General features: G+C 69.3%; 27 protein-coding genes. 14 read left to right on the plus strand and 13 right to left on the minus strand.

Going from position 1 to position 24648, the window contains the following annotated elements:
- Window positions 1-2: 2 nt before the first annotated feature.
- Genes SSMG_RS35305 through SSMG_RS35315 form a run of 3 tightly spaced genes read right to left on the minus strand, consistent with a single transcriptional unit; the run spans window position 3 to window position 3347 of the window.
- On the minus strand, window positions 3-1361 hold the full coding sequence (locus SSMG_RS35305) for a HAMP domain-containing sensor histidine kinase (RefSeq protein ID WP_037715892.1): 1359 nt from the start codon (window positions 1359-1361) through the stop codon (window positions 3-5).
- Between the two features lie 59 nt (window positions 1362-1420).
- Window positions 1421-2128, minus strand: a complete 708-nt coding sequence (locus tag SSMG_RS35310) for a type 1 glutamine amidotransferase (protein ID WP_009084137.1) — start codon at window positions 2126-2128, stop codon at window positions 1421-1423.
- Entirely contained in the window at window positions 2121-3347 is a 1227-nt protein-coding gene (locus tag SSMG_RS35315; RefSeq protein ID WP_037715895.1) for a MurT ligase domain-containing protein, read from the minus strand. The genes SSMG_RS35310 and SSMG_RS35315 overlap by 8 nt, the downstream gene beginning before the upstream one ends.
- Before the next feature lie 242 nt (window positions 3348-3589).
- Between SSMG_RS35315 and SSMG_RS35320 the strand changes: the two genes are divergently transcribed.
- A complete protein-coding gene (locus SSMG_RS35320) occupies window positions 3590-4366 on the plus strand; it encodes an IclR family transcriptional regulator (protein WP_009084141.1) in 777 nt (258 codons plus the stop codon).
- Window positions 4367-4700: 334 nt separating this feature from the next.
- On the opposite strand, the gene SSMG_RS35325 is transcribed toward SSMG_RS35320, so the two are convergent.
- Genes SSMG_RS35325 through SSMG_RS35335 form a run of 3 tightly spaced genes read right to left on the minus strand, consistent with a single transcriptional unit; the run spans window position 4701 to window position 6814 of the window.
- Window positions 4701-5978, minus strand: coding sequence for an RNA polymerase sigma factor (locus SSMG_RS35325; protein ID WP_009084142.1), 1278 nt, complete (start codon window positions 5976-5978; stop codon window positions 4701-4703).
- A 54-nt stretch (window positions 5979-6032) separates the two neighbouring features.
- Window positions 6033-6389, minus strand: coding sequence for a YciI family protein (locus tag SSMG_RS35330; RefSeq protein WP_009084144.1), 357 nt, complete (start codon window positions 6387-6389; stop codon window positions 6033-6035).
- The gene (locus SSMG_RS35335) at window positions 6389-6814 is read right to left on the minus strand and encodes a YciI family protein (protein WP_009084147.1); all 426 of its coding nucleotides are present in this window, start codon (window positions 6812-6814) and stop codon (window positions 6389-6391) included. Before SSMG_RS35335 ends, SSMG_RS35330 begins: the two co-directional genes overlap by 1 nt.
- A gap of 153 nt (window positions 6815-6967) precedes the next feature.
- On the opposite strand from SSMG_RS35335, the gene SSMG_RS35340 reads away from it, so the two are divergent.
- Window positions 6968-7948 (plus strand): small ribosomal subunit Rsm22 family protein, encoded by a 981-nt coding sequence (locus SSMG_RS35340; protein WP_086025023.1) that lies wholly within the window; start codon window positions 6968-6970, stop codon window positions 7946-7948.
- 86 nt (window positions 7949-8034) lie between these two features.
- The gene (locus SSMG_RS35345; protein ID WP_037715897.1) at window positions 8035-8793 is read left to right on the plus strand and encodes a maleylpyruvate isomerase family mycothiol-dependent enzyme; all 759 of its coding nucleotides are present in this window, start codon (window positions 8035-8037) and stop codon (window positions 8791-8793) included.
- Window positions 8794-8798: 5 nt separating this feature from the next.
- Here the strand turns inward: SSMG_RS35345 and SSMG_RS35350 are convergent, their stop codons facing one another.
- Window positions 8799-10070 carry a cytochrome P450 gene (locus SSMG_RS35350; RefSeq protein ID WP_009084154.1) on the minus strand — a complete coding sequence of 424 codons (1272 nt, stop codon included), beginning with the start codon at window positions 10068-10070 and terminating at the stop codon, window positions 8799-8801.
- 47 nt (window positions 10071-10117) lie between these two features.
- Here SSMG_RS35350 and SSMG_RS35355 point away from each other — a divergent pair, with 47 nt between their 5' ends.
- Together SSMG_RS35355 and SSMG_RS35360 are read left to right on the plus strand one after the other, a co-directional pair.
- Window positions 10118-10846: an alpha/beta fold hydrolase gene (locus tag SSMG_RS35355; protein ID WP_009084156.1), complete on the plus strand. Its 729-nt coding sequence runs from the start codon at window positions 10118-10120 to the stop codon at window positions 10844-10846.
- A gap of 21 nt (window positions 10847-10867) precedes the next feature.
- Entirely contained in the window at window positions 10868-11692 is an 825-nt protein-coding gene (locus tag SSMG_RS35360; RefSeq protein WP_009084158.1) for an acyl-CoA thioesterase II, read from the plus strand.
- Between the two features lie 20 nt (window positions 11693-11712).
- On the opposite strand, the gene SSMG_RS35365 is transcribed toward SSMG_RS35360, so the two are convergent.
- A complete protein-coding gene (locus SSMG_RS35365) occupies window positions 11713-12267 on the minus strand; it encodes a hypothetical protein (RefSeq protein ID WP_037715899.1) in 555 nt (184 codons plus the stop codon).
- Between the two features lie 325 nt (window positions 12268-12592).
- Here SSMG_RS35365 and SSMG_RS35370 point away from each other — a divergent pair, with 325 nt between their 5' ends.
- Window positions 12593-12805: a hypothetical protein gene (locus SSMG_RS35370; RefSeq protein WP_009084161.1), complete on the plus strand. Its 213-nt coding sequence runs from the start codon at window positions 12593-12595 to the stop codon at window positions 12803-12805.
- A 356-nt stretch (window positions 12806-13161) separates the two neighbouring features.
- Here the strand turns inward: SSMG_RS35370 and SSMG_RS35375 are convergent, their stop codons facing one another.
- Entirely contained in the window at window positions 13162-13737 is a 576-nt protein-coding gene (locus tag SSMG_RS35375; RefSeq protein ID WP_009084163.1) for a TetR/AcrR family transcriptional regulator, read from the minus strand.
- Window positions 13738-14558: 821 nt separating this feature from the next.
- Here SSMG_RS35375 and SSMG_RS35380 point away from each other — a divergent pair.
- Window positions 14559-15167, plus strand: a complete 609-nt coding sequence (locus tag SSMG_RS35380) for a nuclear transport factor 2 family protein (protein WP_078561003.1) — start codon at window positions 14559-14561, stop codon at window positions 15165-15167.
- A complete protein-coding gene (locus SSMG_RS35385; protein WP_009084166.1) occupies window positions 15164-15778 on the plus strand; it encodes a response regulator transcription factor in 615 nt (204 codons plus the stop codon). Before SSMG_RS35380 ends, SSMG_RS35385 begins: the two co-directional genes overlap by 4 nt.
- On the opposite strand, the gene SSMG_RS35390 is transcribed toward SSMG_RS35385, so the two are convergent.
- The 4 genes from SSMG_RS35390 to SSMG_RS35405 form a co-directional block, all read right to left on the minus strand.
- A complete protein-coding gene (locus SSMG_RS35390; protein WP_037715904.1) occupies window positions 15768-16985 on the minus strand; it encodes an amidase in 1218 nt (405 codons plus the stop codon). The genes SSMG_RS35385 and SSMG_RS35390 overlap by 11 nt on opposite strands.
- A complete protein-coding gene (locus SSMG_RS35395) occupies window positions 16982-17230 on the minus strand; it encodes a hypothetical protein (protein ID WP_050788511.1) in 249 nt (82 codons plus the stop codon). The genes SSMG_RS35390 and SSMG_RS35395 overlap by 4 nt, the downstream gene beginning before the upstream one ends.
- Before the next feature lie 33 nt (window positions 17231-17263).
- Window positions 17264-17770: a flavin reductase gene (locus tag SSMG_RS35400; RefSeq protein WP_037715906.1), complete on the minus strand. Its 507-nt coding sequence runs from the start codon at window positions 17768-17770 to the stop codon at window positions 17264-17266.
- Window positions 17771-17866: 96 nt separating this feature from the next.
- Window positions 17867-19324: a PAS domain-containing sensor histidine kinase gene (locus SSMG_RS35405; RefSeq protein WP_037715908.1), complete on the minus strand. Its 1458-nt coding sequence runs from the start codon at window positions 19322-19324 to the stop codon at window positions 17867-17869.
- A 135-nt stretch (window positions 19325-19459) separates the two neighbouring features.
- Here SSMG_RS35405 and SSMG_RS35410 point away from each other — a divergent pair, with 135 nt between their 5' ends.
- Genes SSMG_RS35410 through SSMG_RS35435 form a run of 6 tightly spaced genes read left to right on the plus strand, consistent with a single transcriptional unit; the run spans window position 19460 to window position 24493 of the window.
- Entirely contained in the window at window positions 19460-20581 is a 1122-nt protein-coding gene (locus tag SSMG_RS35410; RefSeq protein WP_009084174.1) for an acyl-CoA dehydrogenase family protein, read from the plus strand.
- A gap of 32 nt (window positions 20582-20613) precedes the next feature.
- Window positions 20614-20994 (plus strand): hypothetical protein, encoded by a 381-nt coding sequence (locus SSMG_RS35415; RefSeq protein WP_037715910.1) that lies wholly within the window; start codon window positions 20614-20616, stop codon window positions 20992-20994.
- A gap of 13 nt (window positions 20995-21007) precedes the next feature.
- Window positions 21008-22279, plus strand: a complete 1272-nt coding sequence (locus SSMG_RS35420; RefSeq protein WP_009084179.1) for a Rieske 2Fe-2S domain-containing protein — start codon at window positions 21008-21010, stop codon at window positions 22277-22279.
- The gene (locus SSMG_RS35425) at window positions 22272-22775 is read left to right on the plus strand and encodes an aromatic-ring-hydroxylating dioxygenase subunit beta (protein WP_009084181.1); all 504 of its coding nucleotides are present in this window, start codon (window positions 22272-22274) and stop codon (window positions 22773-22775) included. The genes SSMG_RS35420 and SSMG_RS35425 overlap by 8 nt, the downstream gene beginning before the upstream one ends.
- Window positions 22772-23515 (plus strand): SDR family NAD(P)-dependent oxidoreductase, encoded by a 744-nt coding sequence (locus tag SSMG_RS35430; RefSeq protein WP_009084183.1) that lies wholly within the window; start codon window positions 22772-22774, stop codon window positions 23513-23515. The genes SSMG_RS35425 and SSMG_RS35430 overlap by 4 nt, the downstream gene beginning before the upstream one ends.
- Window positions 23516-23536: 21 nt before the next feature.
- A complete protein-coding gene (locus SSMG_RS35435) occupies window positions 23537-24493 on the plus strand; it encodes a PDR/VanB family oxidoreductase (RefSeq protein ID WP_009084185.1) in 957 nt (318 codons plus the stop codon).
- The last annotated feature ends 155 nt before the right edge of the window (window positions 24494-24648 follow it).

Raw genomic sequence — 24648 nt, forward strand, 5'->3', positions numbered from 1 at the left:
GCTCAGTCCTCCTCGATCCGGGGCAGTTCGATGCTCGGCAGTTCGATCACGAAATGCGCGCCCGGATAGCTCGGGTCGGCCACGTCGACGTACCGCGCGCGGCCGCCGTGCCGGGCCGCGATGCCGGCCACGATCGACAGGCCCAGTCCGGTGCCGCCGCGCCGTCGCGACGCGTCCAGCCGCACAAACCGCTCGAACACCCTCTCCCGGTCGTCCTCGGCGACGCCCGGGCCGTCGTCGCTCACCTCCACGACGACCATCTCATCTTGCACCGAACTCGCAATCCGGATCCGCTCCCGCGCGTGCCCGCAAGCGTTGTCCACGAGGTTGCGTACGGCGCGACGCAGCTGCGCCTCACTGCCGCGCACCTTCGCCGGTCTCGCGCGCACTTCGATCTCGACAGCCGCTTCGCCGCGTACACGCTCTGCTTCGGCGCGGACGATGTCGTCTAGATCGACTTCAGTGCGTGCGGGCCGGTCCGTGGCGTCGTCGGTGCGCGCGAGCATCAGGAGGTCGTCGACCAGCTCTCGCAGGCGCGCGGTCTCGCGAGTGATGACCGGTACCAATTCGTCGGTGGTCTCCGGGTGCTGGTTCGAAACGTCGAGCGCGGTGCTGATGGTCGACAGCGGCGAGCGCAGTTCGTGGCTCGCGTCGGCGACGAAGCGACGTTGCGCAGCTTGTGCGGACCCCAGCCGTTCAAGCATCTCGTTCAGCGTGACAGCGAGCCGGTGGACCTCGTCGCCGCCAGGCGGCAGCGGTACGCGCAACGCGAGGTCGCGCGTCGAAATCTCGGCGACAGTGCGCCGCATCCGCTCTACCGGGCGCAGTGCGGACCCCACCGAGCGATACACCGCGAAGCCCGCGATGCCGAGCAGCGGCAGCGAGATCAGGCCCAGCAGCAGCGTGAGCCGCGCAGAGGCTTCGGTGACCGGTTCGAGCGACCGTGCGGAGATGACGGTGAACGGTCCGCCCGGGCCGTTGACGCCTTCCGAGACCAAGCGGTACTCGCTGCCGTCACCGTCTAAGCCGAGCGGCAGCGTCTCGACGATCTCCTGTCCCGGAGCCGGGCGCGCGGCGGTGATCGCCGGACGGCCGACAATCGCCGGGTCGCTCGCAATCGGCGTGCTTCGCGGCCCGAGGACCTGCGTCAAAGCTTCAGTGTCCCCAGTGCTTGCGACGTCGCTGGGTGACAGGTCTCGCGCGCCCGCGCGCACGAGTTGGACGGCCACCTGCCGCGCGGTGCTGCGCGCGCTTTCGGTGACGCTGCGGTCGAGCGACTGCTGCAGCAACAGCACCACAACGACACACGCGGTCGCGATGGCGAGCGCGAGCGCGAGCACGGCAACCCCGGTTGTCCGCATCCGGACACCTGCGGCGGCGACAAGTCTCACGCACGCAGCGTAACGAGCGCGCAGAGACGTCATCGGGGGCGGCGTGCAGCCAGCCGTTCCGCGCGCAGCGTCTCCACCTCGGCCAGCTCCAACGGCTTCAGCGCATGGCCGAGCACCCACGACAACAGCAGGTCGGCGAGCTCGGGGTTGCGCGCCAGCGCCGGGCCGTGGAGATAGGTGCCGACGACGTGGTCGGTGATCGCGCCCTCGGTGCCGTCGCCGTTGCCGGTGCCCCGGACGACGCGGCCCAGCGGCGCGCTGCCCGGCCCGAGCACGGTCGAACCCTGGTGGTTTTCGAAACCGGTCAACGGGGTCTCGAGCATGTTCGGCTCGACGATCAGCTCAGCCACCGCGCGCTGCTGCGCCGGCTCGGTGACCAGGTCGAGCAGCCCCAGCCCGGCGTGCTCGACGCCGTCGACGCCGCGGAATCGCGTGCCCAGGATCTGCAGGCCGGCGCACACGCCGAACACCGGACGTCCCGCGTCCGCCGCGCTGCGCAGGCCCGCCGAGTTGCGCAGGAAGTCCGCGGCCAGCACCTGCGCCATGTCCTCGCCGCCGCCGAGCAGGTAGAGGTCCAAAGTGGACGGCACCTCGGAGTCCAGCGAAACAGGCACTACCTCGGCGTCGTAACCACGCCACTGCAGGCGTTTGCAGAGCACCTGCGCGTTGCCGGAATCGCCGTACGTCCCCAGCACCTCCGGCAGCAAGAGGCCGATGCCGACGGTCGAATCAGACATCGGGCAACCGGTCCACCAGGTCGCGGAAGGCGGTGTAGTTCGCGACGAGTTCGACCCCGCCCGGCGGCAGCGAGTCGATAGCGCTGACCGGGTCCGGGGCCGACCAATGCGGCACCTCGGCGTAGCAAAGCCGCACCGCGAGGTCCGCGGACCGCTCGCCGGCCACGACGACCTGGCGGCCGCGAAGCCGTTCGAAGTGCACGTCCCAGAGCCACGACAGGTCGCGGCCGTCCGCCTCGTGCGCGTTGACCGCGACGACGACCGGGGTGTCCTCGTCGAGCACGCGCAACGTTTCGGCCCACCCAGCCGGATTTTTCGCAAGCATGAGCCGCACGGAATGCCGGGTGCGGCGAATCGTTCGGTAGCGACCGCCGATATCGGTGATGGTGCGCAGCCGGGCCGCGGCGGTGTGCGGCGGCACGCCGACGCAGTGCGCGGCGGCGAGCGCGAGGGCGGCGTTAGCCCGGTTGGCCTCGCCGGGCAGGCGCAGGTCGAGGTCGACTTGCCGGCCGCCGGGCGTGTGGACCAGGTCGCCGTCGAGGTTCCAGGTCGGCTCCGGGCGGGCGAAGGCGCACACCGCGCACCGCCATTCGCGGTCGGCGTGCGTGATCGCCCCGCCGCAGCGCGGGCAGGAGACGGAATCGCCCGACCAGCGCCGTCCGGTGCCGACCCACACCGGGCGCGCCGCCGCCGAGGCCGCGGAGGCGACCAGGACGTCGTCGCAGTTCGCGACCACGACCGTGCGCGACAGCCCGGCGAACGCGGCACGGAGGTCGCGCTCCATCATCCGGACCTCGCCGACGCGATCGAGCTGGTCGCGGCTGAGATTGAGCAGCACGAGCGCCGCGGGCTGGACCTGCTCGGCCACCCACGGAACGTAGGTTTCGTCGACCTCCAGCACCGCGTACGGCGCGTCCGGGCGGGCCGCGAGCGCGGCCACCAGGCCGTCGGGCATGTTCGCGCCGTCGCCGTTGTGCGCGACCTCGGCTAGGGCTTCGAGCGCGCGGGTCAGCATCAGCGACGTGGTGGTCTTCCCGTTCGTGCCGGTGACGATCACGACCGTGCGATCGCGGCCGAGCCTGCGCAGCGCCTTGGGGTCGAGGCGCAGCGTGACGCGGCCGCCGATCACCCCGCCGCGGCCCAGCCGGGCGGTACGGGAAAACCACGCGGTCAGCCGCCCGGCGGCGACTGACGCCCGGGTGCGCAGACGTGTGGACATCACGCAAACCGTGCGTCACGGGCGCTGTGAATTTCCTGAGAGGGTGACTCCAGTCTCCGTTACCCTTTGTAAGCAGTCTTACCGATCGGAGGTTGAACCATTCGGCGCAACCTTGACCTTGACGAATGACAGAGATCGGTCAAGATCTTCCGTCCATACATCGGAGGTGTTAGCGTCCAACCCCGCTTGATGGCACCACGCACCGGTGACCGGGAACGCAGAGCGACAGGCGGAGGGCGAACGTGGACGCAGCACGCGGGCTGGACCAAAGCGGCACCCTGGAGCGCGGGCTGGCGGTGCTCGAACACGTCGGGCAACACCAGGAGATCTCCACGAACGCGCTCGCCCGGCAGCTGGGTTTGTCGCGCAGCGCCGCCTACCGGATCGTCGGCACGCTGAAGCGGCTGGAGTACTTGGAGGCGGACACCGTCACCGGACGCGTGCGACTCGGCACCCGGCTGGTCGAACTGGGCGCTCGCGCGATGGCGGCGACTGACCTGCACCGCTGCGCACCGCGGTACCTGACGGCGCTGGCCGAGCGTTCCGGCGAGACGACGTACCTGGCCGTACCGGACAACGACGCGATGGTCTACGTCGCGACCGAACGCAGCGCGAGCGCGGTCACGCTCTCGTGCCGCCTCGGCACCCGACGCCCGCAGCACGCGACCTCGCTGGGCAAAGCCTGGCTGGCCGCGTTGCCGGAGGCCGATCGGGTGGAGCGCGTGCGGCGGATGAAACTGGACAGCCTCACGCTGAAGACCATCAACGATCCGGTCCGGCTGCTGGACGAACTGGCCCGCACGCGCCGTCGCGGCTGGGCCGTGGACGACCTGGAGAACGAGCCCGACGTCGGCTGCGTCGCGGCGGCCGTACGGGACCACTCGGGCCGCCCGATCGCGGCGATCAGCGTCGCCGGACCAGCGCCTCGGGTGCTGCGCCGGGCGGACGAACTGGGCGCCACTGTGGCGGGGACGGCGGCTGCGCTGTCTATGCGGCTGGGATACGTCCGAAACCGCTGAGCCCTTGCACTGGGCTGAATCCCGCAGCGCTGTCCGTGCGGCCGGGACACGTCCGATCAGTGCCGCCGAACCAAGCACCCCGCGTCATGCGCCGAGCAGACGAGCTGCGCGCGATAGCGGCCGCCGCCACCAGCCCGCCCGAAACCTCTGAACCATTCACCGGATCGGGTCGGGCAGCCAATTTTCAGCCCTTCTACCAGCGAAAACGGGTTATCCACAGGCGTGTCGACTTGTGGACAACCCTGGGGATGGCCGCCCGCGGACGCGGGAATTGTCGGGCCGCTGGTGGACCGTTGCGGGCATGTCGATCACTCCCGCACCGCACGGTGCCCAGCTATCTCGTTCCCGCTTCCAGCTTGCTGCACGACTCGGCCCGCTCCAGCAGCAGCGCACGCTCTCGCTCGTTGCCGGTCATCTTCGCCGCGCGCTCGAATTCGGCGCGCGCCTCGTCCCGGCGGCCCAGCTTGTACAGAAAGTCGCCGCGCACGCTCGGCAGCAGGTGGTAGTTCTTCAACGCGGGCTCCGCCAGCAATTTGTCCACCAGCGCCAGCCCGGCTTCCGGTCCTTCCGCCATCGAGACCGCGACGGCCCGGTTCAGCTCGATCACCGGAGACGGCGTGAGCTGCGCCAGGCCCGTGTACAACGCCGCGATCCGCGCCCAGTCGGTCTCCTCGGGCGTGACCGCGACGGCGTGGCACGCGGCGATCGCGGCCTGCGCGGAATACGGCCCGTACGTGCCGTCCGCGAGCCGTTCGGACCGGGCCAGCGCGGTGAGGCCGCGCTGGATCAGCAGGCGGTCCCAGCGGCTGCGGTCCTGGTCCATCAGCAGCACCGGTTCGCCGTTCGGGCCGGTGCGCGCCGCCGAGCGCGACGCCTGGATCTCCATCAGCGCCACCAGGCCGTGCACTTCCGGTTCGCCGGGCATCAGTCCGGCCAGCACCCGGCCGAGCCGCAGCGCGTCCTCGCACAGCGCGGGCCGCATCCAGTCGTCGCCGCGCGTGGCGGAGTAGCCCTCGTTGAAGATCAGGTAGATCACTTCGAGCACGGCGGGCACCCGCGCCACGCGCTCGTCGCCGACCGGTGTTTCGAACGGCACCTTGGCCTCGGCGAGCGTCTTCTTCGCCCGCACGATGCGTTGCGCGACCGCGGATTCCTTCACCAGGAACGCGCGGGCGATCTCGTCGGTGCTGAGCCCGCCGAGCATGCGCAGGGTCAGCGCCACCCGTGCCTGGGTCGACAGCACCGGGTGGCACGCGGTGAACACCAGCCGCAGCAGGTCGTCCTCGATCTGCTCGTCGTCGAGCACCGCGTCGAAGTCGGGCAGCACGCCCTCGCCGAGCTGCTCGGCTTCCCGGCCGATCTCGTCCAGCTTGCGGCCGAGGGTTTCGTTGCGCCGGAACAGGTCGATGGCCCGCCGCTTCGCGATGGTCATCAGCCAGGCGCCCGGGTTGCGCGGCACCCCGGTCTCCGGCCACTGTTCGAGCGCGGCGACGAGCGCGTCCTGCGCCAGCTCCTCGGCGAGGCCCACGTCGCGGGTCATCCGCGCGAGACCGGCGATCACCCGCGCCGACTCGATCCGCCAAACGGCCTCTACCGCATTTCGCGTGTCCACCGGCCCATCAGACCGGCCCGGCCCGCCCGAGGCAACCCTCGGGCGGGCGCGGCGTCACAGCTCGCCGGACATCGGGCGGATCTCGACGGTGCCCGCCTGCCGGTCCGGATTGGGGACCCGCTTCATCAGCTCGACGATTTCGGCGAGCGACTCCCCCTCCAGGATCCACACGCCGGCGACGAGTTCCTTGGTCTCGGCGAACGGGCCGTCGACCACGCTGGGCTTCGCGTCGCCGTCGAACCACAGCAGCCGGGCGCCTTCCGAGCTGGGCGTCAGCCCGGCGGCCTGCACGAGGTGCCCGGATTCGGCGAGTTCCTCGTTGAACCGGCCCATCTGCTCGATCAACTCGCCGCTCGGCGCGGCTCCCGCTTCGGATTCCTCACTGGCTTTCACCAGCACCATGAACCGCATCAGTTCTGCGCGGCCTGCTCGCGCACCTTCGCTTCGGCATCCCGGAGTTCCGGGGTGAGGTTGTCGCCGAAGTCGTCGGCCTCGAAGATCCGCCGGATCTCGATCTCGTGGTGCGCGCCGTCGGTGTTGGGCACGCGCTTGATCCACTCCACGGCTTCCTCGAGCGAACGGACCTGGAGGATCCAGAACCCGGCGATCAGCTCCTTGGTCTCGGCGAACGGGCCGTCGACCACGCTGGGCTCGCTGTCCCCGGAGAACTTCACGCGGGCGCCCTCGGAGCTCGGCGCCAGCCCCTCGCCCGCGAGCATCACGCCGGCACGCACGAGTTCCTCGTTGAACTTGCCCATCTCGGCGAGCAGCTCGGTGCTGGGCAGCTGGCCCGCTTCGCTCTCTTCGCTGGCCTTCATGATCACCATGAATCGCATCTTCGGTTCCCCTTCGGTCTCGGCTTGCCTTCACCACTGCGTCGAACAGGTCGCGGCCGGATCGACAAGGTCCTCGAACTTTTTTTCTGATCGCGAAACTAGCAGGTCAGGCGAACCTCGGAGGACAAAACAGGCGTGGGAGAATCTTCGTCCGTGGCAGTACTCCCCGATGCTCTCCGCGCCGCCCTCGACGACGAGCTGGCCCGGTTCCCCGAATCCCGGCTCGCGCAGGCCGTGGAGCGGCTCAGCAAGCGTTATCGACAAGGCGACTCGGCGACGTCGCCGATCCTCTCTTCGGAGCTGGATGTCGCCGCGTACGCCGGGTACCGGATGCCGGCGACGTACGCGGCGGTCAATGCCGTGCTGGGCGAGGTGGCTGCCGCCGCGCCCGGGTTCGCCCCGAAGACGCACGTCGATGTCGGCGGCGGCACCGGAGCAGCGGTATGGGCCGCAGCCGACGTCTGGTCGTCGCTGGAGAAGTGCACTGTCCTGGAGCAGGTGGCGGCCGCGCTGGCGTTGGGCCGCAAGCTGGCGGCGAACGCCGACGAGCCAGCCGTCCGCACCGCGGCCTGGCAACGCGGGCTGGTCGATTCCGCATCCGCGGCACCCGAGGCCGACCTGGTCACCCTCTCGTACGTCCTCGGCGAGCTGCCGGAACGCGGCCGCGCCGACGTCGTCCAGTGGCTCGCCGCGAAAGCCGGCACGGTCGTGCTCATCGAGCCCGGCACCCCAGCCGGGTTCGCGCGGATCCGCGAGGCGCGCGACGTCCTGCGCGGGATGGGTCGCAGCGTGGTTGCTCCGTGCCCACACGACGACGCCTGCCCGATCAAGCCGGGCGAGGATTGGTGCCACTTCTCCGCACGGCTGCCGCGAAGCGGGGTGCACCGGCGCATCAAGTCCGGCACGCTGGGATTCGAGGACGAGAAGTTCTCGTACGTGGCGGCCACGTCGGCACCCGTCGACCGTCCGTCGGCCCGGATCATCCGGCACCCGCGCAAGCACAAGGGGTTCGTGCAACTCGACCTGTGCACGGTCGACGGACTCGCGCCCGGCACCGTCGTGTCGAAACGGCACGGCGTGCGGTACCGCGCCGCCCGCGACGCGGAATGGGGAGACGCCTGGAGCGTCGAGTAGGTCGTCTTCTCCGGCCGCGGTGTCCGGATGGCCGCGCCGGCTCCGACTGTCTGGCGCCAGCGGAACTGAACCGGAGAGGACACCCCATGGACTTCCCCGAGCGTTGCGCCGAGATCCTGCGGCAGACGGAACTGCTCGCCGCGGCTGTCGAAGGCGCGGACCGGACGGCGCGGGTCGCCGCGTGCCCGGAGTGGAACCTCGGCCAATTGCTCGAGCACGTCAGCACCGGGCACCGGTGGGCGGAGGAGACCGTCCGGACGCGGGCCCGCCATTGGCTGCCGGACGACGAACTCCGGAATCCGGTGGACACCCCACGACCGGCGTCGTGGCTCGTCGACGGGGCGAAGGCCTTGGTGGCGACGCTGCGCGAAGCGGGCCCGGACGCGGAGGTGTTCACACCGGTCCCGAACGGGCCGCCGCGAGCAGCGTTCTACGCACGCCGGTTCATGAACGAGACCTTGATCCACCGCGCCGACGCGACGCTCGCCGCGGGCGGGGAATTCACCGTCACACCGGAGGTCGCGCACGACGCGATGGAGGAATGGCTGGAACTCGGGTCATTGCCGCAGTTGCTGGAGTTTGTCCCCGAACGCCGCGAACTGCTCGGCCCGGACCGCACGATCCACCTCGCGCCGACCGACCACGCGGCGTCCTGGACGGTGGACCTCACCGGCGATCAGCTGGCCTGGCATCCGGGTCCGCCGGCGAACGCGGCGGTCACCGCGGCCGCACCGCTGGGCGATCTGCTGCTGATGGTCTACGGCAGGCTGCCCGCGGAGGTCTCGCACCGCACCGGCGACACGGAGTACCTGGACCGCTGGCTCTCGCTCGTCGGTTTCGGCTGAGCCGGTCAGTCCCAGCGGATCGGGAGGCTCTTGATCCCGTTCTGGAAGTTCGACCGCAGCCGGCGGGGTTCGCCCGCGAGCCGGACCTCGCCGAGCTGGTCGAACACCGCCGCGAACAACGCCCGCATCTGCATCCGCGCGAGGTGCGAACCGAGGCAGAAATGCGGGCCGTGGCCGAACGTCAGGTGTTCGCTCGGCGCGCGCGTCACGTCGAACACGTCCGGGTCGGGAAAGACCGTCTCGTCACGGTTGGCCGAGGAAAACCACACCACGACCTTGTCCCCGGCCTTGATGTCCACATCGGACAGCCGGGTGTCCTGCGTCGCGGTGCGGCGGAAGTGCATCACCGGCGTGTGCCAACGCAGCATCTCTTCGACCGCACCGGGAAGCAGGCTTCGGTCGTCGAGCAGTTTGCGGTACTGCTCGGGATGCGCGAGCAGCGCGGCCATCCCGCCCGGCAGGCCGTTGCGCAGAGTTTCGTTGCCAGCTACCGAAAACAGCCAGAAAAGGTTCTCGAACTCCTCGATCGACACGCGGCCGCCGTCGTCGTCCACGTACTGCATCAGGTTGCTCATCACGTCGTCGCCGGGGTGCTCGCGTTTGTGCTCGCCCAGCGCGTGCGCGTAGGCGTAGAGGTCCGGCATCCCGGCGCGGCTGCGCGGATCCGGCATCCGGCCGTCCGGCCCGGGTTCCGGGCGCACGGCCAGCGCGGCGCGGGCGAGGTCGGTGACGTCGTTCGCGTCGACGGTCGCGCTCACCGCGTATTCGGCGTCCTGGAAACCGATCACGCGGTTGCTCCAGTCGAACATCAGCCGGCGGTCCCGCTCCGGCACGCCGAACACCTCGGCGAGCGTGAGCAACGGAAGATCGGCGGCGATGTCCTTGGCGAAATCGCATTCGCCGCGATCGGCCACTGCCGCGACGAGATCCCGTGCCCAGCCTTCGATCCGTTCGGCGATCCGGCCGACCGCGCGCGGCGTGAACGCTTTCGTGAGCAGCCCGCGCAGCCTGCCGTGCTCGGGCGGGTCCATGTTGAGCATCATCCGGCGCACGTAGCGCAGGTCCTCGGCGGTGGCCGGGTCGCGGATCTGCGTACCGCCCAGCTGCGACGAGAACACCGCCGGGGTGCGGAGCACGTGCCGCACGTCGGAATGGCGCAGCACCGCCCAGAAGTCGTCGATCCGCGTCACCGGCGTTTCCCGGCGCAGACGGGCAAGCAGGTCGTAGGGCACGCCCGTGACGTAGGTGTCCGGGTCGGCAATGACAGCACTCGACACGTTCCGACCCTAGCCCCGAGGCCGCCGCCTGCGGAAAGATCCGTCCGGTGGAAAAGCTGAAGCTGCGCGTCACCGGACAAGGCGAACCGCCGGTCCTGCTCCTGCACGGGCTCGGCGCCACCGGCGCGGTCTGGGACGGCCTCACCGGCCAGCTCGGCCGGCGGCTGCTCGCGCCGGACCTGCCCGGCCACGGCGGCTCGCCGCGGCTGCCCGAGTACACGTTCGAGGCACTCGCGGCCGCGGTCGCTAAAGCGCTGGACGAGTCCGGCCCGGTCGCTGTCCTCGGCCATTCGCTCGGCGGTGTCGTCGCGCTGGAGCTGGCGAGCGGGCGCTACGGGCTCGACGTCAGCAGCGTGCTGGCGGTGGGCATCAAGGTGGAGTGGAGCGAAGACGACCTGGCCCGTGCCGCCGCGATGGCCGCCCGTCCACCAAGACTGTTCAACACCCGAGAGGAGGCCGAAACCGCCTGTCTGAAGATCGCCGGACTGACCGGACTGGCTCCGGCCGACCCGGACGGCGTCACCGAGACCGCGGACGGCTGGCGGCTGGTCCTGGACCCGCCCGCGTTCGGCGTCGGCCGTCCGGATATGCCAGGGCTCCTGGCCGCCGCGCGCTGCCCTGTGGTGCTCGCCACCGGCGAGAACGATCCGATGTGCCGTCCCGAGCAACTGCGCGCCCTGGATCCCGAGGCAGTGGTCCTGTCCGGGCTGGGGCACAACGCGCACGTCGAGGATCCAGCCGCGGTGGCGGCGCTGCTCACCCCGCGAACCGACTGAGCAAGCGCTTAGACTGACCGGGTGACGACGATCGATCCGACCCGGACCGGGCTAGACCAGCTGCTGAAGCTCGAACCGCTCGAGCTGAACCTGTTCCGCGGCTGGTGCCACCAGGGTTCGCCGCAGCGGGCGTTCGGCGGTCAGGTCGCGGCGCAGGCGCTCACCGCGGCCGGCGCGACCGTGCCCTCCGCGCGGCACGTGCACTCGCTGCACGGCTATTTCATCCGCGGCGGCCGCACCGACATGCCGATCATCTACGAGGTCGAGCGCACCCGCGACGGCGGTTCGTTCACCACGCGCCGGGTCGTCGCGATCCAGAACGGCGAGAGCATTTTCAGCCTTTCCGCGTCGTTCCAGACGGAGGCGGAAAGCAGTGCGCACCAAGCGCGGATGCCGGACGTCCCCGCCCCGGACGAGGCAGGCGTCGTCGAGCAGGACCGCTCGCCGATCGTCTTGTCCGCCATCGAGGTCCGCTTCGTCAGCAACCCGGAAACCGGACTGCCCGACACCGGCCGCGGCCCGCGTCAGCAGATCTGGGTGCGAGCGAAGGACGCGCTGCCGGACGCCCCGCTGGCGCACGTCTGCGCGCTCACCTACATCTCCGACATCCGCCTGGCCGGCACCGCGCTGCTGCCCCACCGCGCCGACCCGGGCGAACCGCAGCTGACGTCGCTCGACCACGCGGTGTGGTTCCACCGCCCGTTCCGCGCGGACGAATGGCTGCTGTTCGACATGGAAAGCCCCAGCTACGCGAACACCCGAGGCCTGACCCACGGCGAGTTCTTCACTACCGACGGACGACTCGTCGCCTCGGTGACGCAAGAAGTACTGCTGCGCAGGCGCTGACTCAGTCCGATGTAGACAGTTCAGCCAAGCCGGACCCGCACCGGCCCGGCCGGCTCCGCGGCGGCCTCGGCAACCGGCTCGCGCAGCACCTTCGACAACTGCCACGCCTCGAGCCCGGCGAGGACGGTGTTGGCGACCACGAGAAGCAAGTACAACCCGGCCTGCACCGAAAGCCGGAACGGATGCTGGTCGGAAGACCCGGCCAGCAAAGAAACATGGCACGCGACGACGACCGCCATCGACGCCGCGGACAACCCGCCGAGCACGATGAGCAAGGCCCGCAGCACCCGGGTGCGCCGCCAGTTGAGGTAGCCGGTCTGGACCAGATCCGGCGTGCTGACCATGACCAGCCCGCAGCCGTACCCGGAAAAACCGCCGACCACGCCGCCGCCCGCGACCAGCGCGGTCGTCAGGTGGTACGAAACCGGAACCCGGTAGGCGGCGAGGATCGCGGCCACACAGACCAGCAGCCCCAGCGGCAGGTGCGGCCAGCCGTACCAGGGAAGCCGCCGCTCCATCCGGAGAATCGTCGGCAGATCGACATCGCGGTACGCCTCGGGGTCGCGCAAAGCCATTCGCACCGTTCCTCTCGTCCCGGAAACCCCCGGTGTGTGCGCGGTGACCGGCGAAGCCTAGGGCAGGCCGCGCGACCGTGCAAAACCCACGCGAACCGGCCGGCAGGCGGGACCAGATCACCACCCCTACTTTCGCACCCGGCCCCCGACCCCGCGCGGACTGGGAAAGACCGCGTGACCCACGCCACCCGACGGTCCGCGCGCATCCTCTCGACCAGCAGGAATCATCGCCGAATCCGCATTCATTTCTTGCGGTTCATAGTGGGTCGTCCCGGGATGTCCGGTAGAGCGATTTTCTGTCGGTGGTGCAAGTTAGGCTGCAGGCATGAACACCGACGCACCCACCGTCGCCGCCGAAGATCTCGCCCAAGGCCAGTGGTTCTGGCACGAACCCGCGCCCGGCCTGCGTTCCTGGCCGCTGCAGGTGGCCACGGCCGAGATCCTCGAAGACGCGGTCCGCATCATCACCACCGACGAGGTCCGCGAACTGGTCTCGTACGCCCGCGACCGCCGGGTCCGCCTGGCCGTCGCCTCCTGAACGACGACACCACCGGGGAAGCACTGGGGAAATCTGGGGGGATTGGGCCGACCGCATCCGCGAGCGGCCCGTCCACTATGGACACCACATCGGACGCCGCAGCCTTCGTCAGATCTCGGGCTGAATCTTCTTAGCTTTCGGCAGGTTTTGCCGCTCTGCGCTTAGCCCTGTCCCACGACGATCGCCAGGCGACTCAAATCTGTCGGCGGGCTTACCGCCCCACCCGTCAAGCGACCACACCACGCTGTCCCGTCGCGTAGCCGTGCGGCACTGCCCGGTGTATCCCGCCTGTCGCCAGCGGATCCGTTGCCTTGCAAGCAGATCTCCGTCGCCCGCGCCGCGACCAAGGGGCTTGCTCAGCGGGACAGGACGCCTTGCAGCAGGACGTCCAGGAGATGCCGAGCGCGGGAATCCCACTCGTCGTCGTCCAAGCGGGTCAGGTAGCCCGAGAGGATGAACAGGTCGCGGGCGTCGATGTCGGGGCGGATGGTTCCCGCGGACTTTCCGGCGTCGAGCAGGAGGGTGATGGCGTCGCCGAGCGGGCCGTGGCTTTCTTCGGACAGGCCTTTCCACACCGCGGTTTCCAGTGCCGCGAAGACGCCGCGTTTGACTCGGGCGTATTCGGCGATCCGGTCGAACCACCGGGACAGCGCTTCGACTGGTTCATAAGCAGCCAGCAGTTCCGGGGCCAGCGCGACCAGGTCCTCGACCTCCTGCCGGTACACCTCGGCGAGCAAGTCCTCGCGGGTGGGGAAGTGCCGGTAGAGCGTGCCCTGCCCGACGCCGGCCGACTTGGCCACCGCGTTCAGCCGCAACTCCCCCGAGGAAGCGACCGCTTCGCGGGCGATCTCGACGATCCGCTCCCGGTTCTCCCGGGCATCAGCCCGCTGGGCCGCGCTCATCGGCGACGACCGGTACCAGTGGAGACGCACATATCGCCACGTTATCGCGGACCCCGCGAGTGCTGCATAATCTGCGGCCCGGCACCGCCCGGCGGCGGCCAGGCACGCCCGACAGCGGCCAGGCGATCACGGGGGACGGCAGCGTCCAGGCCCACCGACGAGCACCGCTCCAGAGAAACAGCAACGTCTCCGCCTGCCAACCACGGCTGGGAGAACGACAGCGTCCCCAGCCGCCAACCACCACGGCACCCGCCGAAACAACAACCTCCCCACCCACCAACCACCACCACACCCGCCGAAACAACAACCTCCCCAGCCGCCAACCACCACCACACCCGCCGAAACAACAACCTCCCCAGCCGCCAACCACCACCACACCCGCCGAAACAACGCGCTCATCCACCACGCCCAAGGCACCCGCGAAACGGTCACGTCCCCCGCCACAGCCGAGACTCCAGGCAAACTCCGCCCGCCAGCGCCCAAGGCACCCGGGGAGCGGCAGCTTCCTGCCCGTCGACAACCGAGGGCACTCCGGGCACGACAACCCTTCTGGTCACAATCAGCACGCCCCGATCAGCCCGCCGCACCCCGCTCCGGCCAGAACCCCACCAAGCGCGGCCCCCAAGACGTTGTCCGCCAAACGGCATTGATAACCCCCACCCGCCCGTTGAAACACGCCGCGCATAACTCCCCGATTCGATTGACAACCCTTCCGGCCCCGGCAGAGGCTGGTCACAAGCTGCCAACGCCCGGCGCGGTCCGGTTACCCTGTCAACGGGCCGAAAACCGCACCGAAAGGCTGGCCCCGGCACTGAACCGCCAACGTCACGAGTTCTCTGGTGAGGAAAACGATGTCGATCGAGCACCGCGCACTATCCGACGGCAGCCCGGACCGGCGGGTGGCCGCGTTGGAGGAGGCTGTCGCGGGGCTGGCGAGGCGGGTCGGGGTGCTTGAGGCCGAGGCGGAGATCCGCCGCGTGCAGGCGCGCTACATGTTCCTCTGCGACACGCCTTGCCCCGAGTTCGGCGTCAACAACGACGACGAGCGGATCGACCTCATCATGGAGCTTTACACCGAGGACGCGGTCTGGGAGGGCGTCGGCGAGTACTACGACGGGCAGTTCGGGCGAGCGGAAGGCGCGGACGCCATCCGGGCGCATTTTCAGCGCTTCTGGGGCGAGAAGAAAGACCCCGAGCTTCTGCTGAACGCGCATTATCTCACCTCCGAGCAAATTCACGTGGACGGCGACGAGGCCACCGGGCAATGGATCCACATGCAGCCGTGGCTGTTCTCCGACGGGAAAGCGCTCCTGCGGTCCAGCCGGTTGAACAACGCGTTCCGGCGGGTCGGCGACACCTGGCGGATCACCCGTACTCGCACCGAAAACGTCTTCATCGCCCCGTTGCCGGAAGGCTGGGCCAGCGACTATCCCTCGGCCTCGGTGCTGATGAAGCCATGAGCGACGACCCGGTCGTGCACGTGGTGGACGACGACGAGGACCTCCGGCAGTCCCTGGTTTTCCTGCTGGAGAGCGTCGGCGTGCAAGCTCTCACGTACCCGGACGCCCAGACGTTCCTCGACGAGTTCGATCCGGCTGAGCCCGCGGTCGTGATCGTCGACGTGCGCATGCCCGCGATCAGCGGTTTTCAATTGCAGGAAAAACTCGCGGAAATCGACTGTCCGGCTCCTTTAATCTTCTGTTCCGCGCACGGCGACATTCCGATGTCCGTCCGCGCGCTCACCGCGGGGGCGGTCGATTTCCTGGAGAAGCCTTACCAGGCACAGCGCATGGTCGAGGTGGTCCAAACGCAGCTCATCGAGGCCCGCCGCCGGTTCGCGGAGCATGCGGAGCGGCAGGCGGTCCGGGCTCGGCTCGACACGCTGACTCAGCGCGAGCGCGAGGTGCTGCGGCTGGTGGTCGACGGGATGCCCAGCCAGGCGATCGCGCATCGGCTGGGCACGAGCGTCAAAACCGTGGACGTGCATCGGGCGCGGATCAAGGCGAAGACGTCGGCGGACAGCCTGGGGACGCTGGTCCGCGACATCCTCACCCATCGCGTCACCGTGTGAGCGCGGCCTCCACCCAACGACCCGTGCCCAGCAGCGCGGACTCGTCGGAAGCGCGGCCGACCAGCTGCAAGCCCAGCGGCAGGCCAGCCTCGTCGCGCAGGCCCGGCACGGCGATGACCGGGAGGCCCAGCGCTTGCCACGGGCGGCTGAGCACGGGATCGCCGGTCGCTGCCAAGCCAGCAGGGGCCGAGCCGAGCGCGGCGGGAGCGAGGACGGCGTCGTAGCCACCGACGATCTCCGCGAGGCGCGTGGCACCGGAAGCGACGACGTCCAGTGCGGCCTCGTATTCCGCTCGCGGCATCTCCGCACCGGTACGGAGCAGTTGCGCCAGTGGGGCGCTGAGGCGGTCCGCGGAAGCAAGCTCGACCGAACGTTCCCGCGCCGCCTCGTAGGCCATCACCACGGGGTGTGCGGCGGTCAAAGCAGGTACCAGAGCGGGATCCGGGAATTCGTCGACGACGGCACCGGCGGCGCGCAGCAGAGAAACCGCGGTGCCGACCGCATTTTCCATAGCCGGGCTCACGTCGGCCGAGGACCACACCAGCAATCGCGGCGCGGAAGAGGGAGCAACTTCCGGCTCGCCCGACAGCGCGGACCAGGCCAACGCCAGATCGGAAACCGTCGCGGTGAACATGCCGTGGCTGTCCAGGCTCGGGCTCAGGCCGGTGACGCCGTCGACCGGGAACCGGCCCCGGGTCATGACCAGCGAGGCGACGCCGCAGAACGCCGCCGGTCGCGTGACCGAGCCAGCGGTTTGGGACCCGAGAGCCAACGGGACGTGTCCGGCGGCGACGGCAGCGGCGGAACCGCTGGAGGAACCGCCGGGCGTGTGGCCGGGTGCCGCCGGATTACCCGTGGGACCGGGTGCGAAGAAAGCGAATTCCGTGGTGACCGTTTTGCCGATCGGCACTGCTCCGGCCCGACGCCACTCGCGCACGATCGAAGCGTCCACAGTGGCCGGTGCGGCGTCCGCGCGCAGGACGGAGCCGCAGCGGGTCGGGAGTCCGGCCAGGTCGATGATGTCCTTGACGCCCAACGGAACTCCGCCTAGCGGTCCCGGCGAAGAAGGCAAGTAGGCGGACGAAACCCAAGCGTCGTAAGAAGCCGCGGCGATCCGGGAACGGGCTTCCGCCGCAGCGGCTTCCGGCGTCGTCCGGCCCGCGACCAGATCAGCGACCAGCGCGCGCAGCGACCACGGGGCGGTCACGGCTGGGTCCAGGCGGCGTCGGCGGTCCAGTAGTCCATGCCGCTCGCGCTGACCGCGTGCCGCCACTCCGACGTCCGGCGCAGCAGCGGTTCGACGCGGGCGGTGGCCTCGTCGGCGGCGTCCGGGCCGTCGGCCGGGACCTGCCAGTGCACCCAATCCAGTTCGCGGCCGTGCTCGTCGTGCACGAAGAGGTCGACGTGCCGCCAGCCGTAGCCGTGCGTGTCGTTGTAGCAGGTCAGGGTCATCCGGTCCACGGGTTCTCCTCGATCAGGCGTCGATCAGGCGCTCAGCGCGGCAAGCCGGTGGAAGCGGCGCTGGAAGTACACCAGGGCGCCGCGGTCCGGCGCGGTCAGCACCTTCTCGATCTCCACGAACAGCACCGAATGCGACCCGTGTTCCTGTTCGGCGACGATCCGGCCGACCAACGAGGCCGCCGCGCCGCGCAGGACCGGGGCGTCCTCGCTGTCGAGGTCCCAGCAGTCCTGGTCGAAGCGTTCCGCGGTCGGCACCTTCGTCGCGCCGGCGAAGTGCATCGCCAGGTCCTCCTGTCCAGGGCCGAGGACGTTGACGCAGACCTGGCCGTTGCCGACCAGGATCGCGTGCGACCGGCTCGACCGGTTGACGCACACGAGCACGGTCGGCGGGCTGTCGGTGACCGAGCAGGCGGCGCTCACCGTCATCCCGGCGAGGCCGTGCGGGCCTGCGGTGGTCACGACGTTGACGGCCGCGGAGAGGTTGGCCATCGCGGTGCGGAATTCGCGCTGGGTCCGGGTCAGCTCGGACACGGTGCCTCCTAGTACTGGGGCCGGGACTGCCTCGACCGTACAAAGCCGCACCGGTCGCGGGATATCGAGAACTTCCCCGGCACGGCTGAAGAATTCCTAACCCGGGCCGGTCGCGGGCAGTGCGAAGCCGAAGCGCGAACCGCCGCCCGCGCGGTGTTCGGCCCAGATCGTCCCGTGCTGGCGGGTGATGATGCGGTGGCTCAGCGCCAGTCCGATGCCACTGCCGCGTTCTTTCGCGGTGAACGACTCGTCGAACGGATTGCGCGGGAAGCCGCGGCCGCGGTCGTCCACGGTGACCACGCCGGTGTCGCCGTCGCGGCGCGTGGTGAGCACCAGGCTGCGCCGCTGCTGCGGGCATTGCGCCATTTCCTCGATCGCGTTGAAGCACAGGTTCAGCACGACCTGGCCGGTCAGCACGCGTTCGCAGTGCACCGGCACTGGCTCGGCGGACCGGTCGAAGGTCACCTCGATCGCCGCCGGTTCGGCTCGCAACCGCACGAAATACAGGCATTCCTCCACGATCTCGTTGAGGTCGGCCACCTGCTCCACGTGCTCCAGATGCCCCACGAACGCCCGCACCGACGACACGATCTGGCTCGCCCGCTCGATCTGCCGGACCGCGCTGTCGATGCCGTACACGACCGGCGCGGCGTCGAGCGTCCGCGACCGGACCCCGGCCAGGAAGTTGCCCGCGGCGGCGAGCGGCTGGCTCAGCTCGTGCGCGATCGCCATCGCCATGTCGCCCATCGCGGTGTAGCGCGCCAGGTAGTTCTCCCGGTGCAGCTCGCGCTCGCGCCGGACCTCGCCGCGGACACGTTCGGACACGTCGTAGAGCAGCAGCAGAAACGCGTCTCCACCAGGCTCTCGAAGCCGTTCGACGCTGCCTTCCAGCCACACGCGACCCTGGATTTCCAGCCGCACCTGGGTAGCCGGCACCGCGCGTTCGCGGACCTCCTCCCAGGTGGCCGGACGGTCGTCGAGGCGCAGGCCGGCGTAATCGGTCAGGCGGCCGAGCGGTTCGTCCGGCGTCGCGCCGAACAGCGCGACCGCGGAGTCCGTCGCGAACCGCAGCTCGCCCGAGCCGTCGAGCATCAGTGCGACCGCCGACGTCTGCCTGGCCAGCGCGTCGACCCAGGACGTGGTCAGCCGCAGCTCGCGCTCGATTTCCTGCTCGCGTTCGATGTCGCGGAACTGCACCATCACCGCCGGACCCTGGGCCAGTTCGACCCGCGTGGCCACCGCGTCCGTCGGGATCACCCGGCCGGATTTCGTGCGGTAGTGCCATTCGATCCGGCTGACGCCCTTGTCGACCGCCTCCTGCAGCCACGCCCGTCCGATCACGCGGTCGTACTGCTGCGCGGAGCTGCTCATGTGGTTCGCCTTCAACGGCCGCAGCTCGGTGACGCTCCATTCGAGCATCTCGCAGGCCGCCGGGTTGGCCCACAGGATGTTCTTCGTCGCGCCGTCGTGCACGAGCACGCACGTGCGGCTGGCGTTCAGCATCGCGACGAAATCGTGCGTCGTCAGCTCGGGCGCGCGCGGGTCCGCTTCCATCGGCTCAGCGTAAAGCCCCTGGCTGGCGGCTCGCACTGAAGAAATCCCCTACGCCCGCTCAGGCACTACCAATTCCCGCGCGAGGGCGGGATTCGTACCGTCAGTGCCACCGCACCGGCATTCTGAGGAGCAGCGATGAGCGAAGTCACCGTCGAGGAGGTGCTCGCCGAGCTCGCCCAGCGCAAGGACGAGTTCCAGCAGCAGCGCTACGTTCCGCGCGACTTCGTCGACCGGCTCAAGCAGCTCGGCGTCTACCGGGCCAGCACGCCCGCGAAGTTCGGCGGCGAACCGCTGCCGCCCGCCGAATTCCTCCGCCTGATCGAGCGGATTTCCACAGTGGACGGTTCGACCGGCTGGGTCGCCAGCTTCGGCTCGTCGCTGATCTACCTCGCCGCTCTTCCGCTGGAGACGCAGGCCGAGCTGTACAAAGACGGTCCGGACGTCGCGTTCGCGGGCGGCCTGTTCCCGGTCCAGCCCGCCCCGGCGACCGAAACCGGCTTCCGCGTGGACGGCCGCTGGAAGTTCGCCAGCGGCTGCATGGGCGCGGACATCCTCGGCGTCGGCATCCCGGGCGACGAATCGACCGGCGGGAAACCGCGCACCGCGTTGCTGCGGCCCGAGCAGGTCGAAATCGTCCAGGACTGGGACGTCGTCGGCATGCGCGGCACCGGTTCGTTCGACCTGGTAGTGCGCGACGTCGAGGTCCCGCGCGAGTGGACGTTCATCCGCGGCGGCGCGCCCACGGTGGACGAACCGCTCTACCGCTACCCCACAATCGCTTACGCCGCACAGGTTCTCGCCGTCGTCGGCGCGGGTGTCGCGCGGGCCGCGCTCGACCACGCCCGCGACGTCGGCGCCGGCTACACCGGCGTCACCGGTGCGCCGAAACTCGCCGACCGCGCTTACTACCGCACCGGATACGCCGAGGCCGAGGCCGCGCTGCGGTCCGCTCGCGCCTGGTTCTACGAGGTCAGCCACGAGGTCTGGGACACCGTCGTATCCGGCGACGAGGCCACCGACGAGCAGAACGCCCAGCTGCGGCTTTCGTCCGCGCACCTGGCGAAGACGGCGTCCGAGGTCGTGTCGAAGCTCGTCGAGATTTCCGGCACCGCGCCGATCTATTCGACCCATCCGCTGCGTGGACTTCAGGGCGACGCACTGGTACCCAAGCAGCATGCGTTCCTGGGCCCGGCCATCCACGACGCCGCCGGCGCGGTGCTCATGGGTCAGCCGCCGACCAGCCCCGGATTCCGCTGACCAGCCACCACCACGACGAGGAGTCTCCGACTGTGAGCACGCAGCCCCTGCGGGTGCTTTTCTGCATCGGCATCAACCAGAACTTCTTCGACCTGCCCGCCGACGGCATCACCATCGGCGACGTCTGGCAGGCGTTCGTGTCCATGATGGACCAGCTGAAAGCGTTGCCGGGCATCACTTTCATCGGCGACATCGACGACGACGCGCACATGGTCGGCCCGTCCGACGGCTGGCCGTGGACCTGCTACATCCTCGCCGATGCCGACAGCCAGGAAACCGTCAAGGCCGGGTGCAATCTGCTGCGCACGACGGAGGTCGGCAGCAATGGCGTCAAGTTGTGGCGCTTCGCCAAGATCGAAGCCCGGATCGGCCGTCCGCTGACCGTCCGCGAAGACGTCGAACTGCCCGACTGAAATCGGAGACCTCATGACTGAGAACGCGACAGTTCCCGCGGATTTCGCCGAAAGCGACCGCGTGGCCGCCCGGTTGTACACCGATCCGGAAATCTTCGAACGCGAGATGACGCAGATCTTCGAGCGTTCGTGGGTGTGGGTCGCGCACGAAAGCGAATTGGCCCAGCCGGGGAACTTCAAGTCCACTTACGTCGGCCGCCAGCCGGTCATCGTGACGCGGGACCGCAAGGGCACGCTGCACACGATGCTCAACCGCTGCCGCCACCGCGGCGCGAGCCTGTGCGAGAAGCCGAGCGGCAAGGCGAACGGCTTCACCTGCCCGTACCACGCCTGGAGCTACGGCCTCGACGGCAAACTGCGCGGCATCCCTTACCCGGACGGCTACGAAGGCGTGCTGGAAAAGGGCGAACTGTCGCTGAAGAAACTGCGCACCGAATCGTACGGCGGCATGGTTTTCGCGACCTTCGCCGAGGACGGCGAGTCCCTGGAGGACTTCCTCGGCGACGCGAAACTGTGGATCGACCGCTTCATGAAGCAGGGCGGCGGTTACCCGATCAAGGTGCTGGGCAAGCACCAGTTCAAGTTCCGCGGAAACTGGAAGATCCAGCTGGAGAACACCACCGACGGTTACCATTTCCCGATCGTGCACCGGTCGTGGATGGCTTCGGTGGACGCGGAAACGGCCGACATGATGTCGTTCATGACCGATCCGTCGGCGATCACGCACGCGCTCGGCAACGGACACAGCGTCATGCAGATGGTGCCAGAGCACTCCGACCTGGACGTCGACGACGGCACCGAACCGCTGCAGGCCCGGTTCGACCACGTCGTGGCCGAACTGTCGAAGACGCTCGACGAGGCGCAGGTGCGCAAGGTCGTCCGAGCCATGCACGGCACCGGGTTCAACCTCAACCTGTTCCCGAACGTTTCGATGTCCGCGGCGTTTTTCCGCGTGCTGCGGCCGATTTCGGTCAACGAGACCTTGATCGAGCACGTCGCGATCGGTCCGGACGGACCGCCGGAGCTGGACATCGTCAACCGCGAGCGGCTGCGCATCCACGAGCACTTCCAGGGCCCGTTCGGCTTCGGCACGCCCGATGACGCCGAGGGCTGGGACCGCGTGCAGCGCGGTGCGCACGGCGGTCCGGACCTGCCGATCCTGGTCAACCGCGGGCTGGCGAGGGAAAAGGCGAGCCCCGAAGGCTGGCCGACCTCGCACGTCACCGACGAAACCGGCATGCGCGCCGCGTACGCCCAGTGGAAGGAGATGATGGGCGATGACTGAAACCGTCCCCACCACTGACGCCCGGGTCGCGCGCGCCGTCGACCTCGTCAACCGCGAGGCGGAGCTGCTGGACCGCACCGAATACCACGCATGGGAAAAGCTCTTCACCGAAGACGGGATTTACGTCATCCCGATCGACCGGGAAACCGACGATTTCGCCGGTTCGCTGAACATGGTTTACGACGACGCGCGGATGCGGCAGATGCGCGTCGCGCGGATGACCGAAGGCTACGCGCTCGCCGCCGTCGATTCCGCTCGCACGGTCCGCACGGTGTCGCGCTTCGTGCCGGAATCCGTTTCGGACGACGAAGTCGTGCTGCGTTCAGCGCAGATCCTGGTCGCGTACAAGCGCGGCAACCACGACCTGTGGGCGGCGGATCTGGTGCACCGCATCCGGTTCTCGCCGGAGGGCCCCGAGGGCGACCGGATCGCGTTGAAGGTCATCCGGCTGGTCAACAGCGACGACGCAGTTCCGGCCGCGGGATTCCTGCTGTGAACGCGCCGGCGGAACCGCACGTCGCGGTAGTCACGGGCGGCGCGAACGGTCTTGGCGAAGCGATCGTGCGCCAGCTGCACGCCGAGGGTTACCGCGTCGCGATCGCGGACGTCGACGGCGAAGCGGCCGAGAAGCTTGCCGCGGAACTCCGCAGCTGCCGTGGTTACGCGGTGGATGTGCGGGACCGGGCAGCGCTCGCGCAGCTGAAGGACGACGTCGTGCGCGATTTCGGCAGCGTCCAGGTGCTGGTCAACAACGCGGCCCGTACGCAGGCGCGGCCGCTGATGGAGATCACGCCGGAAGACCTCGACGCGGTTCTCGCGGTCAACTTCACCGGCACCTTCACCGCTTGTCAGCTCTTCGGCGCGTACTTCGCCGAACAGGGCTACGGGCGGATCGTGAACATGGCGTCGCTGGCCGGCCAGAACGGCGGCACCGCGACCGGTGGGCACTACGCGTCGTCCAAGGGCGCGATCATGTCCGCGACGAAGGTGTTCGCGCGGGAACTCGCGCCGCGCGGGGTGACCGTGAACGCCGTGTCGCCCGGGCCGCAGGACAGCCCGATGGTGCGGTCGATCGTCGGCGAGGACAACCTCGAGGCCTTCACGAAGAACATCCCCGTCGGCTGTCTCGGCGACCCGGCGTTCATCGCGCGGATGGTGTCGCTGCTCGCCTCGCCCGGCGCGGCCTCGGTCACCGGGGCCTGCTGGGACGCCAACGGCGGCCTTTACCTGCGCTGAACCGCTCGAAACGGAGAGCCGATGCCGAACACCGTGGTCCGCGTGGCCGAGGTCGTCGAGGAAGCGCCCGGGATCCGGGCGCTTCGCCTCGTGCGCGCCGACGGCCTGCCCTTCGACCCGCATCCCGCCGGAGCGCACGTCGACGTCACCGGCCCGACCGGAATCCTGCGCCAGTATTCGCTGTGCGGACGGCCGGACGACACGTCGTCGCTGCTGATCGCGGTGAAACGGGAGCCGGATTCGCGCGGGGGATCCGAGGCGCTGCACACCGTCGCGGAGAACGACAAGCTCGAGATCGGCGAATGCCGGAACCTGCTTTCCCTGGCCCCGGACGCCGATCGGCACGTGCTGATCGCGGGCGGCATCGGCATCACTCCGTTGCTGAGCCTGGCTTATCAGCTGCACGCGGACGGCGCGGAATTCGAACTGCACTACTTCGCGCGCAGCCGGGAGTCGGCGGCTTTTGTTTCCCTGCTGGAAGAACAGGCGGAATTCCGGGATCGGGTGCTGCTGTATTTCGGCGTACCGCGCGGCGAACAGCCCGAGGTGCTCACGGAAGTAGCAGCGGGACTCGGTTCCTCCGCGCATGTCTACACCTGCGGCCCGGAAGGGTTCATGGAGCAGGTCGCCGGCGTGTTCGCGCCAGTGGTCGGCGAACCGCGGATACACGTCGAGCATTTCACCGCGGCCGAGGTCGACACGAGCGGCGACCGGCCGTTCACCGTCGAACTCGACACCGGCGAGGTGTTCGAGATCCCGGCCGACCGTTCGATTCTGTCGGTGCTGACCGACAACGGGATCGAGGTGTTCAAATCGTGTGAGGAAGGCATCTGCGGCTCGTGCGTGTCCGGGGTGCTGGAAGGCACGCCGGAGCACCGCGACCAGTGTCTTTCGGCCAGCGACAAGGCTTCCGGCGACCAGATGGCGCTGTGCGTGTCGCGGGCCCGCTCCGAAAAACTGGTGATCGAACTGTACTGAGCCACGCGGCCGGAATCCTCGCGATTCCGGCCGTCGTGTCGATTAATTGATCGATTTTATTTATCAATCCGCCGCAAATCGGACTTTGCCTCCTTCGTCACGCTTTCCCTAAGCTGTGTCCACCGTTTCCCCACCACCGGACACTCCGCGCATTC

This window comes from Streptomyces sp. AA4 (genome assembly GCF_000158875.1).
In the GTDB taxonomy this organism is placed as follows: domain Bacteria; phylum Actinomycetota; class Actinomycetes; order Mycobacteriales; family Pseudonocardiaceae; genus Amycolatopsis.

Excerpts from the sequence above, each read along its gene's own strand:
- SSMG_RS35330 (WP_009084144.1), bottom strand. The coding sequence starts at position 6,389 with ATGCGGTTCATGGTGCTGGTGAAAGCCAGTGAGGAATCCGAAGCGGGA.
- SSMG_RS35305 (WP_037715892.1), bottom strand. The coding sequence starts at position 1,361 with ATGCGGACAACCGGGGTTGCCGTGCTCGCGCTCGCGCTCGCCATCGCG.
- SSMG_RS35335 (WP_009084147.1), bottom strand. The coding sequence starts at position 6,814 with ATGCGATTCATGGTGATCATGAAGGCCAGCGAAGAGAGCGAAGCGGGC.
- SSMG_RS35365 (WP_037715899.1), bottom strand. The coding sequence starts at position 12,267 with ATGGCTTTGCGCGACCCCGAGGCGTACCGCGATGTCGATCTGCCGACG.
- SSMG_RS35310 (WP_009084137.1), bottom strand. The coding sequence starts at position 2,128 with ATGTCTGATTCGACCGTCGGCATCGGCCTCTTGCTGCCGGAGGTGCTG.
- SSMG_RS35435 (WP_009084185.1), top strand. The coding sequence starts at position 23,537 with ATGCCGAACACCGTGGTCCGCGTGGCCGAGGTCGTCGAGGAAGCGCCC.
- SSMG_RS35380 (WP_078561003.1), top strand. The coding sequence starts at position 14,559 with ATGTCGATCGAGCACCGCGCACTATCCGACGGCAGCCCGGACCGGCGG.
- SSMG_RS35420 (WP_009084179.1), top strand. The coding sequence starts at position 21,008 with ATGACTGAGAACGCGACAGTTCCCGCGGATTTCGCCGAAAGCGACCGC.
- SSMG_RS35370 (WP_009084161.1), top strand. The coding sequence starts at position 12,593 with ATGAACACCGACGCACCCACCGTCGCCGCCGAAGATCTCGCCCAAGGC.
- SSMG_RS35345 (WP_037715897.1), top strand. The coding sequence starts at position 8,035 with ATGGACTTCCCCGAGCGTTGCGCCGAGATCCTGCGGCAGACGGAACTG.
- SSMG_RS35410 (WP_009084174.1), top strand. The coding sequence starts at position 19,460 with ATGAGCGAAGTCACCGTCGAGGAGGTGCTCGCCGAGCTCGCCCAGCGC.
- SSMG_RS35315 (WP_037715895.1), bottom strand. The coding sequence starts at position 3,347 with ATGTCCACACGTCTGCGCACCCGGGCGTCAGTCGCCGCCGGGCGGCTG.
- SSMG_RS35385 (WP_009084166.1), top strand. The coding sequence starts at position 15,164 with ATGAGCGACGACCCGGTCGTGCACGTGGTGGACGACGACGAGGACCTC.
- SSMG_RS35395 (WP_050788511.1), bottom strand. The coding sequence starts at position 17,230 with ATGACCCTGACCTGCTACAACGACACGCACGGCTACGGCTGGCGGCAC.
- SSMG_RS35405 (WP_037715908.1), bottom strand. The coding sequence starts at position 19,324 with ATGGAAGCGGACCCGCGCGCGCCCGAGCTGACGACGCACGATTTCGTC.
- SSMG_RS35425 (WP_009084181.1), top strand. The coding sequence starts at position 22,272 with ATGACTGAAACCGTCCCCACCACTGACGCCCGGGTCGCGCGCGCCGTC.